This window comes from Desulfovibrio legallii (assembly GCF_900102485.1).
In the GTDB taxonomy this organism is placed as follows: domain Bacteria; phylum Desulfobacterota; class Desulfovibrionia; order Desulfovibrionales; family Desulfovibrionaceae; genus Desulfovibrio; species Desulfovibrio legallii_A.
The window spans coordinates 266,625-282,672 of record NZ_FNBX01000001.1; the positions used below are offsets into that span (position 1 = coordinate 266,625).

General features: G+C 64.8%; 15 protein-coding genes and 1 rRNA gene. 9 read left to right on the forward strand and 7 right to left on the reverse strand.

Annotated features, from left to right (window positions below):
- Positions 1–37: 37 nt before the first annotated feature.
- The 7 genes from fliR to tolQ form a co-directional block, all read right to left on the reverse strand.
- Positions 38–832 carry a flagellar biosynthetic protein FliR gene (gene fliR, locus BLS55_RS01195; protein WP_092152494.1) on the reverse strand — a complete coding sequence of 265 codons (795 nt, stop codon included), beginning with the start codon at positions 830–832 and terminating at the stop codon, positions 38–40.
- A gap of 108 nt (positions 833–940) precedes the next feature.
- On the reverse strand, positions 941–1,408 hold the full coding sequence (gene pal / locus BLS55_RS01200) for a peptidoglycan-associated lipoprotein Pal (protein ID WP_092152495.1): 468 nt from the start codon (positions 1,406–1,408) through the stop codon (positions 941–943).
- Positions 1,409–1,621: 213 nt separating this feature from the next.
- On the reverse strand, positions 1,622–2,938 hold the full coding sequence (locus BLS55_RS01205) for a PD40 domain-containing protein (protein WP_092152496.1): 1,317 nt from the start codon (positions 2,936–2,938) through the stop codon (positions 1,622–1,624).
- A gap of 141 nt (positions 2,939–3,079) precedes the next feature.
- Complete coding sequence (locus BLS55_RS01210) at positions 3,080–4,120, reverse strand: energy transducer TonB (RefSeq protein WP_257243080.1); 1,041 nt, start codon at positions 4,118–4,120, stop codon at positions 3,080–3,082.
- Positions 4,121–4,179: 59 nt separating this feature from the next.
- Entirely contained in the window at positions 4,180–5,151 is a 972-nt protein-coding gene (locus tag BLS55_RS01215) for a cell envelope integrity protein TolA (RefSeq protein WP_257243081.1), read from the reverse strand.
- 10 nt (positions 5,152–5,161) lie between these two features.
- A complete protein-coding gene (gene tolR, locus BLS55_RS01220) occupies positions 5,162–5,620 on the reverse strand; it encodes a protein TolR (protein WP_092152498.1) in 459 nt (152 codons plus the stop codon).
- 1 nt (position 5,621) lies between these two features.
- Positions 5,622–6,317, reverse strand: coding sequence for a protein TolQ (gene tolQ / locus BLS55_RS01225; RefSeq protein WP_092152499.1), 696 nt, complete (start codon positions 6,315–6,317; stop codon positions 5,622–5,624).
- A 572-nt stretch (positions 6,318–6,889) separates the two neighbouring features.
- Between tolQ and BLS55_RS01230 the strand changes: the two genes are divergently transcribed.
- The 9 genes from BLS55_RS01230 to BLS55_RS01270 all read left to right on the forward strand — a co-directional run.
- Positions 6,890–8,305, forward strand: coding sequence for an SLC13 family permease (locus BLS55_RS01230; protein WP_180365357.1), 1,416 nt, complete (start codon positions 6,890–6,892; stop codon positions 8,303–8,305).
- Positions 8,306–8,354: 49 nt separating this feature from the next.
- On the forward strand, positions 8,355–9,479 hold the full coding sequence (locus BLS55_RS01235) for a 2-oxoacid:acceptor oxidoreductase subunit alpha (protein WP_092152501.1): 1,125 nt from the start codon (positions 8,355–8,357) through the stop codon (positions 9,477–9,479).
- 12 nt (positions 9,480–9,491) lie between these two features.
- Entirely contained in the window at positions 9,492–10,319 is an 828-nt protein-coding gene (locus tag BLS55_RS01240) for a thiamine pyrophosphate-dependent enzyme (RefSeq protein ID WP_092152502.1), read from the forward strand.
- 1 nt (position 10,320) lies between these two features.
- Positions 10,321–10,851, forward strand: coding sequence for a 2-oxoacid:acceptor oxidoreductase family protein (locus tag BLS55_RS01245; RefSeq protein ID WP_092152503.1), 531 nt, complete (start codon positions 10,321–10,323; stop codon positions 10,849–10,851).
- Positions 10,851–11,078: a 4Fe-4S dicluster domain-containing protein gene (locus BLS55_RS01250; protein WP_092152504.1), complete on the forward strand. Its 228-nt coding sequence runs from the start codon at positions 10,851–10,853 to the stop codon at positions 11,076–11,078. Before BLS55_RS01245 ends, BLS55_RS01250 begins: the two co-directional genes overlap by 1 nt.
- 196 nt (positions 11,079–11,274) lie before the next feature.
- Complete coding sequence (locus tag BLS55_RS01255; protein WP_092152505.1) at positions 11,275–12,177, forward strand: phosphate acyltransferase; 903 nt, start codon at positions 11,275–11,277, stop codon at positions 12,175–12,177.
- A 100-nt stretch (positions 12,178–12,277) separates the two neighbouring features.
- Entirely contained in the window at positions 12,278–13,378 is a 1,101-nt protein-coding gene (gene buk / locus BLS55_RS01260) for a butyrate kinase (RefSeq protein ID WP_092152506.1), read from the forward strand.
- Between the two features lie 335 nt (positions 13,379–13,713).
- A complete protein-coding gene (locus BLS55_RS01265; RefSeq protein WP_092152507.1) occupies positions 13,714–15,645 on the forward strand; it encodes a sigma 54-interacting transcriptional regulator in 1,932 nt (643 codons plus the stop codon).
- Between the two features lie 339 nt (positions 15,646–15,984).
- Positions 15,985–16,048, forward strand: a 16S ribosomal RNA gene (locus BLS55_RS01270); the annotation flags it as partial.

Consider the following 16,048-nt stretch of genomic DNA (forward strand, 5'->3'; position numbering starts at 1 on the left):
GGCGCGGCAGCTGTCGGGATTATTGCGCAAGGCCGGTTCAGCGGACGACGTAGCGCGGGCTCATGGCCCGCAGCAGGTTGTCGAACAGGCCGTCCAGCCCGCTGACGAATACGGCCACATGCTCGGCCAGCACTACCAGCAACAGCCCGGTAAAGAAAAAGCCCACCCCGATCTTGATGGGAAAGCCGAATTCCATGATGTGGATCTGCGGCGAGGTGCGCGAAACCAGCCCCAGGGAGACCTCCACCAGAAAAAGGGCAACCATGACCGGGGCCGCAATCTGCAGCGCCAGCACAAACATCTGCCCGGCCAGATGAAGAATCTGGTCCAGCACCACAGAACCCAGCAAGAGCCCCCCCGGCGGCACCAGCTTGAACGAGGCCGCAAAGCCCCGCAGCATGTAGAGGTGCCCGTTGAGGGCCAGAAAGGTCAGGGCCGTGACCATCCAGAGAAAAAAGGCCGTGATGCCCGTCTGGTTGCCGGTAAGGGGGTCGGCGAAGTTGATCATGGTGAAGCCCATCTGGAAGCCCAGCAGCTCCCCGCCGGCCTGCACGCCCATAAACAGAAAATTGACGGCCATACCCAGCACCATGCCCAGCACCACCTCGCCCAGGAGCATGAGGACCAGGTCGAAGGGGTGCTGCGGCAGGGGGGCCTGCACCGCTAGGCCAGGCCAGATTCCCAAGGAAAGCACAATGGTTATGGCGGCCTTGACCTGCACCGGGATGTTGTTGGTGGAAAAAATGGGCAGCATGAAGACCACGATGCTCACCCGCATGATGGTGAGCAGCAGGCTGAGCATGTCCGCCGGGTTGTAGTTGAAAACATCCATGCCGTAACTTCTGCAAAAAGGCTGCCAAAAAGGGCGTCAGCCCTGGGACGGCATAAAAAAAGCCGCCCTCCCGAGGGGGGGCGGCCGTACTGCCGAAGCAGGCGCGAACTAGTGGGCGATCACGCGGAAGTCGTCGCGGCGGTTCTTGGACCACGCGGCTTCGTTGTTGCCCTGAACGGCCGGGTTTTCCTTGCCGTAGCTGATCATCTCAAGCTGGCTGGGGTTCACGCCCAGCATGACCATGTACTCGTAGGCGGCGCGGGCGCGGCGTTCGCCAAGGGCGAGGTTGTACTCCTGGGTGCCGCGTTCGTCGCAGTTGCCTTCGATGCGCACGCGGATGGAGGAGTATTTCTTGAGCAGGTCGGCCTTGGCCTTGAGCATGTCTTTGTATTCGGCTTTGATGTCGAACTTGTCAAAGTCAAAGTACACGCGGGCGTCGGTGATCTGCTGGATGGCGGCGCGCATTTCAGGGGTCATGCCGTCATCGTAGCCGGGTTCGCTGGTGGTTTTCTTCGCGCAGCCGAAACCGGCGGCAAGGGCCATGACCAGAGCGAGAATAAGAGCGTAGCGTTTCATTGTGTCCTCCTGAACAGCTCATTCTCCGAAAAATATGTTACCTTTCCTTTCTTCACACACACGAGGCCGTTTTGCCCTCGCATATAAGATGGTATCTGCAGTGAGAGTTTTGTCAAGAAGCGTGAGGCCTCTTTCGGCGCACTTTGTAAAATATTTTTTACCCGGTCGCAAAAAACCGCGCGGATCAAGGCGTTGCGGCCGGGTTTTTTCCGTCTACTTTCCGGCCCCCGGCATGCCCCAGCGCGGGAAGGAGGCGGGGCCGCCGCCCGTGGGCACGCGCTTGGCGTCGCCGCCGTGCCTGGTGGTGAGGTAAATGCCGCGGCCGCCGCCCCTGGTGGAGGCAAAGGCGATGAAGTAGCTGTCCGCGCAGAAGGAGGGCTGCTCGTCGCTGCCGGGGCCGAAGGTGATCTGCCGTTCCATGCCCGTGAGCATATCCTGCACGAAGATGCGGTGGCCGAAGTCCGTCATGCGGCTGTAGACCACCAGGGTGCCGTCGGGCGAGAGGTTGGCCTCGGTATTGTAGGTGCCGTTCATGCTCACGCGGGTGGTGCTGCCGGAGCTGAGGTCTTTGAGGAAGATCTGCGGCCCGCCCAGCCGGGAGGAGGTAAAGGCCATCTTGGTGCCGGTTTTGTCAAAAGTGGGCGACACATTGATGGAGTTGCCCTGTTCCAGCACCCGTTCCTTCTGGAAAACGTGGTTCAGCTGAAAAATGACCGGATACTTGCCGTTGGAAAGGGCCACGGCCACCTTGTTATCAGGCATGAAGGCGGGGCCGATGACCACGTTGCCGGGAAAGCGGATGCGCTGCACCTTGCCGGTGGAGCGGTCCCACACGCCCAGGGCGTGGGATTTCTGGTCAATGTGGGTAAAGACCACAAAGCGGCCGTCGGGCGACCAGGCCGGGGACATGGATTCGCCGGGCAGGTTGGTGATCTGCCGCAGATCCCGGCCCGTGGGCTTGACCAGCCAGACGTTGGCGCTGAGTTTGCCGGTCTTTTTCACAAAGGCGAGGGTGGAGCGGAAAAAGGAGCCGTTGCCCGTCAGGGCCTCCAGCAGGTCGGCGCAGAAGCGGTCGGCCACTTCCGGCAGGTCGCGGGAGGAAACCTTGGGGTACTCCTTGCCGAAGAGCCGCCCCCCCGTATTGGTTTCAAAGGCGCGGATCTGCACCGGCCTGGTGCCGCTGTCGCCCTCAGGCCAGAACGTGGTCACCACAATGTCGGAGCCGGCCAGCTGAAAGCGCTTGAAGTCCAGGCTCGGCGGTTCGTAGCCCGCTAGCAGCACGCCGCCCAGCACGGCCTTGGGGTCCGTAAGGCGCATAAAGGGCAGAAAGCTCAGGTTTTGCTCCACGATTTTTTGCAGATCCGCGCCCATGCCCGCGGCCTGCGTCTGCGGCCCCTTGATGGGCGCGGCCAGGGCCAGATTGACGATGTTCTGGCCGGGGCCGTAGATATCCACGCGCATGGCGGCCTGCGCGCCGCCCTCCAGGGCCAGCCAGAGCCCCAGGATGAGGAGAAGCAGATGTTTTTTCATGGCGTTCCCATTCCTTCCTTACCGTAGCGGTCTTAAAATCCTGCGTTGAGAAAATCCGTCTGCGGCGCGCGGCAAAGCCCCGCCCAGGCGCAGGCCCGCGCACCGTTGCCGGAATCGGCCGCGGCGGGGCGGTCCGCCCCTTCAGGGACGGCGCAGCACAAGGGTCAGCTCCAGTCTGCCGCCCAGGCCCGGCGGGGGCGGCGGCACGCTGCCCGCCCGGCGTATGCCGAGCCGCACATACCTGTCAAGCAGCTTGTCGCCCGTATCCTGCAGCACGCTGAAATCCTTGATGGCCCCGGTTTGCGGGTCCACTTCCAGACGCACGGGCACGCGGTATTCGCCGGGCGCAGTCTCCGCCGGAATGACGATGTGCTCGCGCAGCCGCCAGGAAACGGCGCGCAGGTAACGCCGCCGGGCCGCGGCGTCACTGCGCTCTGTGTCCGCTGCGCTCTTCCGGGCGGAAGCCGCGGCAGGGGCCGGAGCAGCAGGGGCCGGTGCGTCTTGTGCGGCCGCCGGCGCGGTATTGCGGTCCTCGGTCTTGGAGAGCGCGGGCCGTCCGGCCTTGTCGGGGGCGGCGGGCGCAGGGGGCAAAGGCGGTGCGGCGGGCGCGGAAGCCGAGGCGGCCCTGCCCTGGGCCAGAGCCTCGGCCCGTTCGCGGGCGCGGGCTTCGGCCGCAGCGGCGCGGGCGTCGCTCAGGGCGGCTTCGGCCTTGGTGCGGGCGCGAACCTCGGCGCGCAGGGCCTCTTCGCTGCTGGGGGCTGTAACTCTGGGTTTGCCCTTGGGCGTGCCGGTCCAGAAGGCCAGGTGCACGTCCAGGGGCTGGGCGTAGGGCGGCGTGCCGTATCCGCCCCCCTGGCGCACGGCCCCGCAGGCGGAAATATCCAGCGCCTCCATGCCGGAGGCGCGCACCGGGGTGCAGTCCGTCACCGCGCCCCGTCCGTCCACCCGCACCTTCACCTGGACCACAAAGTCCCCTTTGAGGGCGGGCGGTGGCGCCCATACGGTCACAATCTTTTCCAGCATTTTTGCGGCGTAGCCGCCGCTCTGGTCCACAGCCACGGCAGCGGCGGCGCGGGCCTGGGGCAGAGCGGGGCCCCACAGGCCGAGCAGCGCGCCCGCCATAAGGCAGGCCGCCGCTGCCGCAACGGCGAAAGCGCGGTGCAGTGCGGTGGGAGAAGGCATGGCGTCCGTCCTCCTCTGATGGTTGTGCGGCCCCGCGCGCGGCGGCGCAAAGGCCGACGCTAGCGCCCCATGAGCTCGTCCAGGGTGAACACCAGGTCCAGGTCAGTGTATTCCGCCGAGGGCGGCGGGGGGAACTGGCCGCTCTGGCTGGTGCGGATAACGGCGTTCACCGCCGAAGCGTCAAACTGGGCGTTGCCTGAGCCGCGCGTCACCGTGGTCTGCTGCACGCGGCCCTGCATGTCCACCTTTACATTGACCACGCAGACCAGGTTGACGCGCCCGGCCGAGGCAAAACCCCAGTTGGGGCGCACGGCCAGCATGACCTGGCCCATATATACGTCGCCCAAGCCCCCGCCGCCGGGGCCGGAACCCTCCCCCCCGCCGCCGCCGCGGTTGCCGCCGGCCCGGCGCTGGGCCTGGGCCAGGGCCTGCTCCACAGCGTTGCCCCGGTCACCGGAGTCAGCGCGGGAAGAGGCCTTGCGGGCGTGCTGCAGGGCCGCGGCCACAGGGTCAACAGCGGAACTTTTGCCGTTTTTGTCCGCCTTTTTGCTGGGCTGCGGTTTGGCCGGTTCCGGTTTTTTCGTCTCTTTGGGGGCTTCCTTTTTGGGCTCTTCCTTGGGCTTGGGCTTATCCTGCTTTTTCTGGGCGATGGGCTTGGCGTCTTCCTTGGGGGCGGGCTTAGGCTCCGGTTTGGGCTCGTGCTTGGGCTCTGGCTTGGGTTCGGGCTTTTTAACGGGCGCTGCTTCCTGCCGGGGCGTGGGCGGCAGGGGGGAGGGCTCCTTGACTTCCACCCGTTCGGGGGCGGCCACTTCGGCCTTGGGCGCGGGCGGCGTAGGGGCCAGGGGGCCCGCGCCGGGCTGGCCCATATGCCCGAGGATGGGCGAGGGCGTCCGGTTGCCGCCGGGCGCGCCTTCCACCAGGCTGATCATGACCGGCGGCGTATCCAGGCGCACCGGCGGCCGGTTGGGCCAGAACCAGATGAGCAGGAATACCGCCAGATGCAGGCAGAAGGAGAGGACATAGGAGGCCATGCGCATGGCGTTACCTGGAGCGGCGGCCCTGGCTGCGGTTGCTGCCGGCGGGGGCGGCGTCTTCGGGCTTTTCGGCGATGATGCCGAGCTTTTCAATGCCCACGGCCTTGATGTGGCCCATGACCTCTACCACTGTGCCGTAGGGCACGGCTTTGTCCGCCTGGAGGAAGAGGGTCTTGTTCTTTTCTTTGACCAGGCGCTGCAGGTAGCCTTCCAGGTCTTCCATATTGTCCACGGCGTATTCATCCAGATAGATTTTGCCGTCGTTGCGCACGGTGAGCACCATATGGTCCGCGTCGGTGGGCAGAACCTCCACCTGCTTGGTCTGGGGCAGGTCCACATCCAGGCCCTGGCTCATCATGGGGGTGGCCACCATAAAGATGATAAGCAGGACGAGCATCACGTCCACAAAGGGCGTGACGTTGATGTCCGAAACGAATTTGTTGCCGCCGCCCACGTTCGCGCCCATCTTACATCTCCGTCGCGCCCATGCGCTGCACATGGCGATGGACGTTGAGTTCGCGCTGCACGCGGTTGAGGAACACGCCGGCGAAGTTCACCAGCAGCGTATCCACCTGTGAGAGCTTGCCCATGAAGATGTTGAAGCCGATGGTGGCGGGCACGGCCACGGCCAGGCCGATGGCGGTGGCCACCAGGGCCTCGGAAATGCCGGGGGCCACGGTGGCCAGCGAGGCGGATTTGAGCATGCCGATGGAGTGGAAGGAGCTCATAATGCCCCAGACCGTGCCGAACAGGCCGATGAAGGGCGCGGTGTTGGCCGTGGTGGCCAGCAGGGAAAGAGAGCGCTGCAGCCGCGCCAGCTCGGAACCCACGCCCTGGCGCAAGGCGCGGCGCACGTTATCCACCACCACCTCGCTGCTGTTGCCCAGCTCTTTGGAGCGGTTGAACTCCTGCACGCCCTGGTGGGCGATGTAGTAGAGGGGAGAGGTGGGGTCCGCGCCCAGGGACTGCACGGCGTCGCGCAGGTTGGGGGCTTTCTCAAACTGTCCGGTGCCCGCCAGGGCTTTTTTGTTGGCGGCGGTGAGGGCGATGTATTTCTGGATCATCAGCCCCCAGCTCAGGATGGACATGATGAGCAGCAGAAGCAGCACGCACTTGGCGATAAGGCTGGCTTGAGCGATCATTGAAAAAAAACTGAATTCCATGCGGCCTCCCTGATGACGACCCTCGGCATTGGCGGACACGGCCCCGGCGCGGCATCCTTGCGCGGCGCGCGGCGCTCTGCGGCGGGCTTGGGCGCGAAAGGTGCGGGGCGCGGGGCTGCGGGCCCGCCGGTACTGCGCGCAGAATGCACCGGCGGCTGCAAATTTTCAAGATTTATTTTAGAGTACCGGCTCATCCATGCGGGGCCGCGCAGGTCAGGGGCGGCCCCGCCGCCAGCGAAGCCTGTGTTCACATGTTTAACGCGGAAGTGCAAATGGCAACGCGCAGTTCGGGCAGCTGATTATTGATTGTATAAACAGTCAAGCATAACAGGCTGGTATGGCGGCGGTTTGTTAATGTAGTGAACGCTGGCATGCTTGTTGCTTAAGAGGCGGCGGAACAGAAACCGCAGTGGGGCCGCTGGCCCGCTGCGGGCAGGTCGGCGCGCGCCCAGCGCGGGGGCCTGCGGGATGAATTGACAGCAAATTGCTATGAATTGCGCGGCCCCTCGGGCCCGCGCCCGCGCCGACACTGAGGGGCCGGATGCCCGGTCCTGCAATACATGGAGGTTCCCATGAGTTTGAGCGCCGAAAAAGTTCTCCGCATCAAGAGGATCGTGGCGGTGCTGGCCGTCGGCCTCGGCATCGCCATCGCCTTGATGGATCCCCCCCAGGGGCTCACCCGGCAAGCCATGATCGCCTTGGGCATCGTGGTCTGGGCGGTGTTCTGGTGGATAACCCAGGTGGTGCCGGAATACGTCACCGCCATCATGATGTGCACGCTCTGGGCCGGCACCAAGTGCGTGAGCTTTCGGGTGGCTTTTGACAGTTTCTCCTCGCCCGGCTGGTGGATCATGGTGGGGGCCTTCGGCCTGGGGTCCATTGCGGGCAAAACGGGGCTGCTGCGTCGCATTTCGCTCTGGGTGCTCAGCCTGTTTCCGCCCACCTTCAACGGTCAGGTGCTGGGGCTGCTGGCCTCGGGCACGGTCATCAGCCCGCTGGTGCCCAGCATGAACGCCAAGGCCGCGCTTTCTTCCCCCATCTCTCTGGCCATCAGCGATTCTCTGGGCGTGGAGCGCAAAAGCCCGGCGGCCTCTGGCCTGCTGGGGGCCTGTTACGGCGGCTTTGTGCTCATGGGCCACATGTTCCTGAGCGGCTCCTTCAGCCACTACATCATGATCGGCGCTTTGCCCGCGCCCTATAATCAGATCACCTGGCTGGACTGGATGCTCTGGTCCCTGCCCTGGGGCGTGGTCTGTTTCGCGGCCCTGGCGGGCTTCATCATGCTGCTCTATCGGCCTAAGCAGCCCGTCTCTCTGCCCAAGGGCTACGGCAAGGAGCAGCTCGCCAAGCTCGGCCCCATGACCAGAGACGAACGCATTGTGCTGGCGGTTATGCTCTGCGCTCTGGTCCTCTGGATGACGGAGCTCGTCCACGGCATCAGCGCTTCGGTGGTGGCGGTGACGGCCATGTGCGTGCTGCTGGGCCTGAAGGTCATGACGGCCAAAGATTTTAAGAACGGCATCGAGTGGCCCGCCGTCATGCTCATCGGCTGCGTGTTCAACATGGCCCCGGTTATCAAGGCTCTGGGCATTGACAAGTATCTGGGCGGCATCTTCGGCTCGGTCATTGCCGGCCTGGCGGCCCAGCCCGCGCTTTTTGTCACGGCCATTGCCGTATCCATATTTATCGTCAAATTCCTGGTCACCAACATGACCAGCGCGGCCATCATGTTTTCGCTCATCCTCACGCCCATTGCCGTGCAGGCGGGCATCCACCCCTGGATCATCATCTTCGTGGCCTTCTGCGCGGGCAACATCTGGCTGCTCAAGTACCAGAACACCATCTACCTCTGCGCTCAGTTCGCCACCAAGGGCGAAATGAGCGACCACCTGCCCATGGTCAAGCTCTGCTTTGTCTTCATGGGCGTCGTCATTGTGGGCTCCATCGTGAGCATTCCCTACTGGCGGATGCTGGGTCTGCTGCCGTAGCCCCGCTTCTTCCGGAGTCGTCACCCTACAAGCAAGGAAAGGGATCGCAATGTCCAAAACTCCTCAACTGGTCCAAGGCAACGCGGCCATAGCCCAGGGCGCTTTTTACGCCGGGGCGCGCTTCTACGCCGGCTACCCCATCACGCCTTCGTCTGAAATCGCTGAGATCGCCTCGCGCGATCTGCCCAGGCTGGGCGGCGTGTTCATGCAGATGGAGGACGAGCTGGCCAGCATGGGCGCCATCGTGGGCGCTTCGCTGGCGGGCGTCAAAGCCTTTACCGCCACCAGCGGCCCGGGCTTTTCGCTCATGCAGGAAAACCTGGGCATGGCCACCATCGGCGAAGTGCCCGTAGTGGTCGTCAACGTGCAGCGCTCCGGCCCCTCCACGGGCCTGGCCACCAAGCCCGCGCAGTCGGACATCATGCAGCTGCGCTGGGGCCGCCACGGCGATCAGGAAGTCATCGCCCTCGCCCCGGCCACGGTGCGTGAGTGCTTCGAGCTCACGGTCACGGCCTTTAACCTGGCGGAAAAATACCGCGTGCCCGTAATCCTCGCGCCTGAGGAGGTGGCCGGGCACATGCGGGAAAACCTGGTCATCCCTGAACCGGGCGAGCTGGAAGTGCTCAACCGGGCGCAGCCCGCCTGTGCGCCTGAGGACTACAAGCCCTTTTGCTTTGATGCAGGGGCCGTGGCCCCGCTGCCCCCTTACGGCGGCAAATACGTCTATCATGTGACCAGCTCCATGCACGGCGAAAACGGCTACAGCTGCAATACCCCGGCCAATGCGGCCCGCCGGGTGGCCCAGCTGCACACCAAGCTGGCGCGCGGTCGGGACGAGATCGTCAGAACCCGCTATTTCGGCCCTGAAGACTGCGCCACCCTCATCGTGGCCAGCGGCGTGGTGACCCGCGCGGCCCGCAGCGCAGCTGCCGCGGCCAACGCCAATGGCGGCAGGGTGGGCGTGCTGCAGCTGCAGACCCTCTGGCCCTTTGCGGATAAGGAGCTGGCCGCGGCCGCCCGCAAGGCCTCCCGCGTGGTGGTGGCCGAAATGAACTACGCGGGCCAGCTTGCCGGCGAGGTGAAAAAGTATGTGGACCCCGCCCTGGTGAGGGGCGTCAACACCTACAACGGCAGCATCATGACCCCGGCCCAGATCGCCGCGGCCCTGCAGTAAAGGAGACCTCTCATGGCGCAAGCAATAACCCGTTCGCTTCTGAACACGTCGGCCCTGCCCCTCATGTGGTGCGCCGGGTGCGGCAACGGCATCGTGCTCAACGCGCTGCTCTGCGCGCTGGACGAGCTGCAACTGAAAAAGGAAGAAATCCTTGTGGTCACCGGCATCGGTTGCTGGGGCAAGGCGGACGACTACATCCTCTCCAACGCTCTGCACGTGACCCACGGCCGCGCCCTGGCCTACGCCACCGGCGCCAAGGCCGCCAACCCCGATCTTACGGTCATCGTGCTCATGGGCGACGGCGACGGCACCACCATCGGCGGCAACCATCTTATCCACACGGCCCGCCGCAACATGGATCTCACGGCCATCATCGTCAACAACCTCAACTACGGCATGACCGGCGGCCAGTATTCCGCCACCACGCCTTGCGGAGCCATCACCAGCACCTCGGTGGGCGGCAACCCGGAGCGCGGCTTCGACGTCTGCGATCTGGTGCGCGCCGCCGGGGCCAACTATGTGGCCCGCGAAACCGTGGCCGCCGGCATGCGCCTTAAGAGCCGCATTGTGGCCGGCATCCGCAAGAAGGGCTTTTCGCTCATTGAGGCCATGAGCCCCTGCACCACCCTGTTTGGCCCCCGCAACCAGCTGAAGACGCCCGTGGCCATGCTGCGCAGCCTGAAGGAGCGCGGCGTCTCCCAGTCCAAATTCGACGCCGCGGAAAACGCCGCCGCCCAGGGGCTGTTTGTGACCGGCGTGTTTGCGGATAAGGACGTGCCCGACTTCAGCGCAAGCTACGAGGCCGAGCGCGCGGTCATTACCGGCAAAGGAGGAAAATAAGATGGCGCATTTTGAAGTGTTGATGGCCGGCACCGGCGGCCAGGGGCTGGTCTTCTGCTCCTCCTTCCTGGCCGAGGCCGCCATCGGGACCGGCAAGAACGTGGTGCAGACGCAGTCCTACGGCATCTCGCAGCGCGGCGGGTTCATCTCCGCCGAGGTCATTGTGGACGACGGGGAAATCCTCTTCCAGCAGGTGACCAGACCGGACATCGTCATCGCCCTGAGCGAAGTGGTGGGCAGCCGTTACGACGCCGTGGACTGCCCCGTGGTCTACGATACGGATCTCATGCAGCCCCGCAGCTTCCCCAACTGGATCGGCGTTCCCATGCTCCAGATTGCGGAGGCGGCAGGCGCTGCCAAATCCGCCAACCTTGCCGGTCTGGCCGCGGCCATGAAGCTGTGCGGGGCCGTGAGCCTGGAGGATCTCCTGGCCGTGGCCCAGCGCAAGGGCAGGCCCGAAGTGGCTGAAAAAAATATGGAAGTGCTGCGGCGCGGCGCGGAGGCGGCGCAGGCCGCCGGGAGGGCCCAATAATGAGCGCGGAAAAGAAAACGTTCACCGTCCGCGTCAATGCGGAACGGTGCAAGGCCTGCGGCTACTGCAAGGAAATGTGCCCCAAACAGGTCTATGACTTCGGCGAAGAACTGAACGCGGCGGGCTACAAATACATGGCCGTAGTGGCCATGGAACGCTGCATCGGTTGCCGCACCTGCATGATGGTCTGTCCGGACTTCGCCACGCAGGTGGACGACAACGACTAGCTCACCCCCACCCCCGGCTGTCCCGGCGGCGGTCTTCCCACGCCGCCGGGAGGCCCGCCGCTGGGGCGGGCTGCCGGGCCGGCGGCATTGCCCATACCCCACCCTCACACGCGCCGCCGCAGCCGGACAGGCCCGAGAACCCCGGCCGCGGCGGCGCAAACCGCCCCTGTGGGCGGCCATTACAAGGATTTGCAGCATGGCCTACGCAACGTTTGAGGAACTGGAAAAAAAGGTTTTCGCCAAGGCCCGCAAGTGCCGGGCGGCTGTGGTGGAAGCTGCGGACGCGCATGTGCTGGAGGCCGTGCGCCATGCGGCGGACGCGGGCCTGGTGGAGCCCTTGCTCCTGGGTAACCGGGCCGCCGTGACGGCCCGGCTGGACGAACTGGGGCTTGCCGACCGGCACTGGGAACTGGAGGACACGGACGCGCCGAACGTCTCCGCCCTGCGGGCCGGGATCGCCGTGCGCGACGGCCGGGCGGACTTTATTCTGAAAGGCCTTATCCCCACGGGCGTGCTGCTCAAGGGGCTGTTTAAGGAAGAGACGGGCTTCCGCACCGGGCGGCTCATTTCGCACATGAACATCGTGCAGGTGCGCACCTACCACAAGCTGCTGGCCCTGTGCGATGCGGCCATCAACATCGCCCCGGACCTGGAGCAGAAGCGCGGCATCCTGCAGAACGCCGTGGACGCCCTGGTGCGCATGGGCGTTGTGCGCCCCAAGGCGGCCGTGCTGGCCGCCGCTGAGACGGTTAACGAAAAAATGCCCGAAAGCGTGGATGCCGCCGCCCTCAAGCGCATGAATCAGGAGGGCCTCATCACGGACTGCGTGGTGGAAGGCCCCATCTCCTACGATTTGGCCGTGTGCCGGGAAGCCGCAGCTACCAAGGGCTACGTCAGCCCTGTGGCCGGCGATGCGGACCTGCTGGTCTGCCCCAACATCGTCACGGCCAATGTGCTCATCAAGTGCCTGCGCCATTCGGCCGAGGCGCTTACGGCGGGCATTGTCATCGGCGGGCGGGTGCCCGTGGTGCTCAATTCCCGCGCGGCCAGCGCTGAGGACAAATACCGGACCATGATTCTGGCCGCCGCGGCCGCCTGAGCCAGGGCCGCTCGCGGCCACAGCTTTCCAACGGCCCGCCCGCGACCGCAACTTCTCAACGGCCCGCCCGTGCGGCGTGGTCCTGTTAAGGATATTTTCCATGCCTCAAGACCATTTTGTGGTGCTCGCCATCAACCCCGGCTCCACCTCCACCCGCCTAGCGGCCTACGAGGACGAATGCCTTCTGTTTGACACAAAAATCAACCATCCGGCCGCAACCCTTAAGGACTACGCCAGCAACGTGGCCCAGTTCCCCCTGCGGCGCGAGGCCATCCGTCGCGCGCTGGAGGAGGAGCGCTTCGACGTGCGGCGGCTTTCCGCCGTGGCCGGCCGGGGCGGCAAGCTCCCGCCCGTGCGCCAGGGCGCGTACCGGGTGGATGAAGGCATGATCGACTTTCTCTCCCACCGGCCTGTGGACGACCACGCCTCCAACCTGGGCGCGCTGCTGGCCTATGACATTGCCCGCCCTCTGGGCGTGCCGGCCTATATCTACGACGCCGTGGTCATGGACCAGCTGGAGGACATCGCCCGCCTTTCCGGCCTGCCGGAAATGCGGCGCAAGGCCTCCTGCCACGCCCTGAACATGCGGGCCATGGCCATCAAGGCCGCCCGCGAGCGGGGCTGGAACCTGGCGGAAAAAACCTGCATCGTCTGCCACATGGGCGCGGGCATCAGCGCCACGGTCATGCACCGGGGCCGGATGATCGACGTCATCACCGACGAGGAAGGCCCCTATTCGCCGGAGCGCTCCGGCGGTCTGCCCAACCGGCAGCTGGTGGACTTGTGCTTCTCCGGCCAGTATGACCGTCTTTCCGCCACCAAGCGCACGCGCGGCCGGGGCGGGCTTATGGCCTATCTGGGCACTAACGACGCCCTGGAGGTGGAGCGCCGCATAGCCGCGGGCGACGCCGAAGCCCGGCTGGTCTATGACGGCATGGCCTACCAGGTGGCCAAACATATGGTCTCTCTGGCCGCCGTGGTGGAGGGCAGGGTAGACTTGCTGGTGCTTACGGGCGCGCTGGCCCATTCCGCCTATCTGCGGGAGCGCATTTTGCCCCGCATCGGTTTTCTCGCGCCCGTGGCCGTGCTGCCTGGCGAAAATGAGCTGGAGGCCCTGGCCTTTGGGGTGCTGCGCGTGCTGCGCGGGGAAGAGCAGCCCCATACCTTTAAGGAAGGCGCGCCCTTCTGCACGGAGGCGTAGCCCCGCCCTCGGCGCGGCGTCAATGCCGGGCCGCGTTCTGCGGTCTTGCGCGCCGCGCCGGCCGGGGGCGCATTGCGGCGGGGCGTTCCGACATTATATATGAAGGGAGCAGGGCAGCGCCCGCAGTGTTCTGGCGGCCGGGCAGCGTGGGCTGCCCCGCGCAGGCCGGCCCATCCAAGCCGGCCCACCCAAGTCGGCCCACCCAAGTCGGCCCACCCAAGTCGGTCTGGCCAGGTTGATTTGGGCGGATCGTCTGGGCGGCCTGCCTTTGAACTCGGTCTGCTCAAGGGCCATATGCCCTGGGACGGCGCAGCCGCGCCGCTGTGGGAGATTCCATGCGTCCAGCCAGTTTCAAGCCCCGCGTTCTCTGCGTTTCCATCTATGAGGATATGGCCCGCCAGGTGCGCCACTACGCCGAGCAGTTCGGCGTGGAGGTGGACGTGTATGAAGGCGGCATCTATAATAACGGCCACATCCAGGCCTTGCGCGCGCAGGGCCGCTACGACGTCATCATCAGTCAGGCGGGCACGGCCGTGGCCATCCAGCAGCTGGTCAAAATCCCCGTGGTGCCCGTTCAGCTTACGGCCAGCGACATCATCAAGCCCTTGCTCGAAGCCCGCGACAAACACCAGAAGCTGCTCTGCATCACCTATGACAGCAGCCTGAGCGCGGATATTGAGGCCCTGGCCGCTTTTGCCCGGCTGGAGTCCTTCACCCAGGTCATCTACCGCAGCGAGGAAGATTTCAACGCCATTATCCGGCGGCTGCCCGACTACGGGGCCATCGCCGTGCTGGGCTTCGGCGGTTGCGTTATTGAAAAAGCCGCCCAGTGCGGCCTGCCGTACTATCTCATCCGCTCCAGCGCCGCCAGCGTGCGTCAGGCCGTGCTTTCGGCCAAAAATATCGTGGAGCAGCACATCAAGGAGCGCACCCGCTCCCGTCGGCTCAACAACATTATCAATTATTCCCTGAGCGGCATTATCAGCGTGGGCGGCGACAAAACCGTGGCCATCTGCAATCGCCCGGCCAAACAGATGCTCAACCTCCACGGCCGCAAGGTGGTGGGCATGGACGTGACCGCCCCCGGCACGCCGCCGGAGATCGGCCAGCTCCTGGGCGACGGCGCGTACACCGTGGACAAGGTGCTGCCCCTTAAGGGCAAAACCTATGTGGTTAACCGCGTGCCCATCCGGGTGCGGGAGCACGACCAGGGCACCATCGTGCTGTTTCAGGAGCTTTCCAAAATCCAGCAGACCGAGGCCGAGGCGCGCGTGCAGCTGGCCCGCAAGGGCCTGGTGGCCAAGTACCATTTTTCGGACATCGTGGGCGGCAAGGATACCCTGGGGCCGGTGGTGGCCGAGGCCAAGCGCTACGCCAAAAGCGCGGCCTCCATCCTTATTGAAGGGGAAACAGGCTCCGGCAAGGAGCTCTTCGCCCAGAGCATCCATAACTACAGCGACAGGGCCAAGGGCCCTTTTGTGGCCCTGAACTGCGCGGCCCTGCCGGAACAGCTGCTGGAAAGCGAGCTCTTCGGCTACGAAGAAGGCGCGTTTACCGGCGCGCGCAAGGGCGGCAAGGCGGGCATGTTTGAGCTGGCCCACCGCGGCACGCTTTTTCTGGACGAAATCAGCGAAATGAGCCTGGCCACCCAGGTGCGGCTTTTGCGCACCCTGCAGGAAAAGGAGATTTTCCGCATCGGCGGCGACCGCGTGGTCAACATCGACGTGCGGATTATCGCCGCCTCCAACCGCGATCTCTACGCCATGGCCCAGGAGGGGGCTTTCCGCCGCGACCTTTTCTTTCGCCTCAATATCCTGCCCCTGCAGATCCCGCCGTTGCGGCAGCGCAAAAGCGATCTGCCCGCGCTGATCCGGCACTTTATTCGCAAAAGCCCGCTGGGGCCGGAACTGCAGACGCCGGACTTCAGCCCGGAAACCCTGGCGGCCCTGGGCGCGTATGCCTGGCCCGGCAATGTGCGCGAGCTGGAACATATCCTGGAGCGGGTCTTCACCCTCTATGAGCCGGGGCAGGACTTCAGCGCGCTGCTTACGGACATTTTGCGGCGGCACTGCCAGCGTCAGTGCCAGGCGGGCGCGGTGGAAACCGATTGCCTGCGCGTGCCGCGCGGCACCCTGGCCGACATGGAGCGCTTTATCATGGAAGCGGAGCTGGCCCGCTGCAACGGCAGCAAAAAAGCCCTGGCCGACGCCCTGGGCATCAGCCGGGTTACCGTCTGGAAAAAATTCAAGACCGCTGAAGAAGAGTGAGCCCGCGGCAGCGCGCGAGTCTGGCGTCAGACGGGCATTTGGGGCGTAAGGGAAACTTTTTGGCGAAAGTATGTTGACAAAGAGGGGGCGTGCGGCTACATTCCGGTTTCGCGACGAGGAACGGTTTTTGGCAACGCAGGGCGGAAAGAAATTTCGCCGGGAACGAAAAAAGCAGTTGACTCTGGAAGCGAAAGGGAGCATAAACGCTCCTCGCGCCGACCGAAAACGGAAGGCGGGGCCGGAAGGCCAAGTGGTTCATTGACAAGTGAATAGCGAGTGGGAAGGAAATCTTTGAGATTCCGATTTTTGCCCATTGGGCAAGAATCTTGTACAGAATTTGAACTGGAGAGTTTGATTCTGGCTCAGATTGAACGCTGGCGGCGTGCTTAACACATGCAAGTCG

What these genes read in the sequence shown, in the direction of transcription:
- fliR (WP_092152494.1), bottom strand. Translation starts at nt 832, where the DNA reads ATGGATGTTTTCAACTACAACCCGGCGGACATGCTCAGCCTGCTGCTC.
- pal (WP_092152495.1), bottom strand. Translation starts at nt 1,408, where the DNA reads ATGAAACGCTACGCTCTTATTCTCGCTCTGGTCATGGCCCTTGCCGCC.
- BLS55_RS01205 (WP_092152496.1), bottom strand. Translation starts at nt 2,938, where the DNA reads ATGAAAAAACATCTGCTTCTCCTCATCCTGGGGCTCTGGCTGGCCCTG.
- BLS55_RS01210 (WP_257243080.1), bottom strand. Translation starts at nt 4,120, where the DNA reads ATGCCTTCTCCCACCGCACTGCACCGCGCTTTCGCCGTTGCGGCAGCG.
- BLS55_RS01215 (WP_257243081.1), bottom strand. Translation starts at nt 5,151, where the DNA reads ATGGCCTCCTATGTCCTCTCCTTCTGCCTGCATCTGGCGGTATTCCTG.
- tolR (WP_092152498.1), bottom strand. Translation starts at nt 5,620, where the DNA reads ATGGGCGCGAACGTGGGCGGCGGCAACAAATTCGTTTCGGACATCAAC.
- tolQ (WP_092152499.1), bottom strand. Translation starts at nt 6,317, where the DNA reads ATGGAATTCAGTTTTTTTTCAATGATCGCTCAAGCCAGCCTTATCGCC.
- BLS55_RS01230 (WP_180365357.1), top strand. Translation starts at nt 6,890, where the DNA reads ATGAGTTTGAGCGCCGAAAAAGTTCTCCGCATCAAGAGGATCGTGGCG.
- BLS55_RS01235 (WP_092152501.1), top strand. Translation starts at nt 8,355, where the DNA reads ATGTCCAAAACTCCTCAACTGGTCCAAGGCAACGCGGCCATAGCCCAG.
- BLS55_RS01240 (WP_092152502.1), top strand. Translation starts at nt 9,492, where the DNA reads ATGGCGCAAGCAATAACCCGTTCGCTTCTGAACACGTCGGCCCTGCCC.
- BLS55_RS01245 (WP_092152503.1), top strand. Translation starts at nt 10,321, where the DNA reads ATGGCGCATTTTGAAGTGTTGATGGCCGGCACCGGCGGCCAGGGGCTG.
- BLS55_RS01250 (WP_092152504.1), top strand. Translation starts at nt 10,851, where the DNA reads ATGAGCGCGGAAAAGAAAACGTTCACCGTCCGCGTCAATGCGGAACGG.
- BLS55_RS01255 (WP_092152505.1), top strand. Translation starts at nt 11,275, where the DNA reads ATGGCCTACGCAACGTTTGAGGAACTGGAAAAAAAGGTTTTCGCCAAG.
- buk (WP_092152506.1), top strand. Translation starts at nt 12,278, where the DNA reads ATGCCTCAAGACCATTTTGTGGTGCTCGCCATCAACCCCGGCTCCACC.
- BLS55_RS01265 (WP_092152507.1), top strand. Translation starts at nt 13,714, where the DNA reads ATGCGTCCAGCCAGTTTCAAGCCCCGCGTTCTCTGCGTTTCCATCTAT.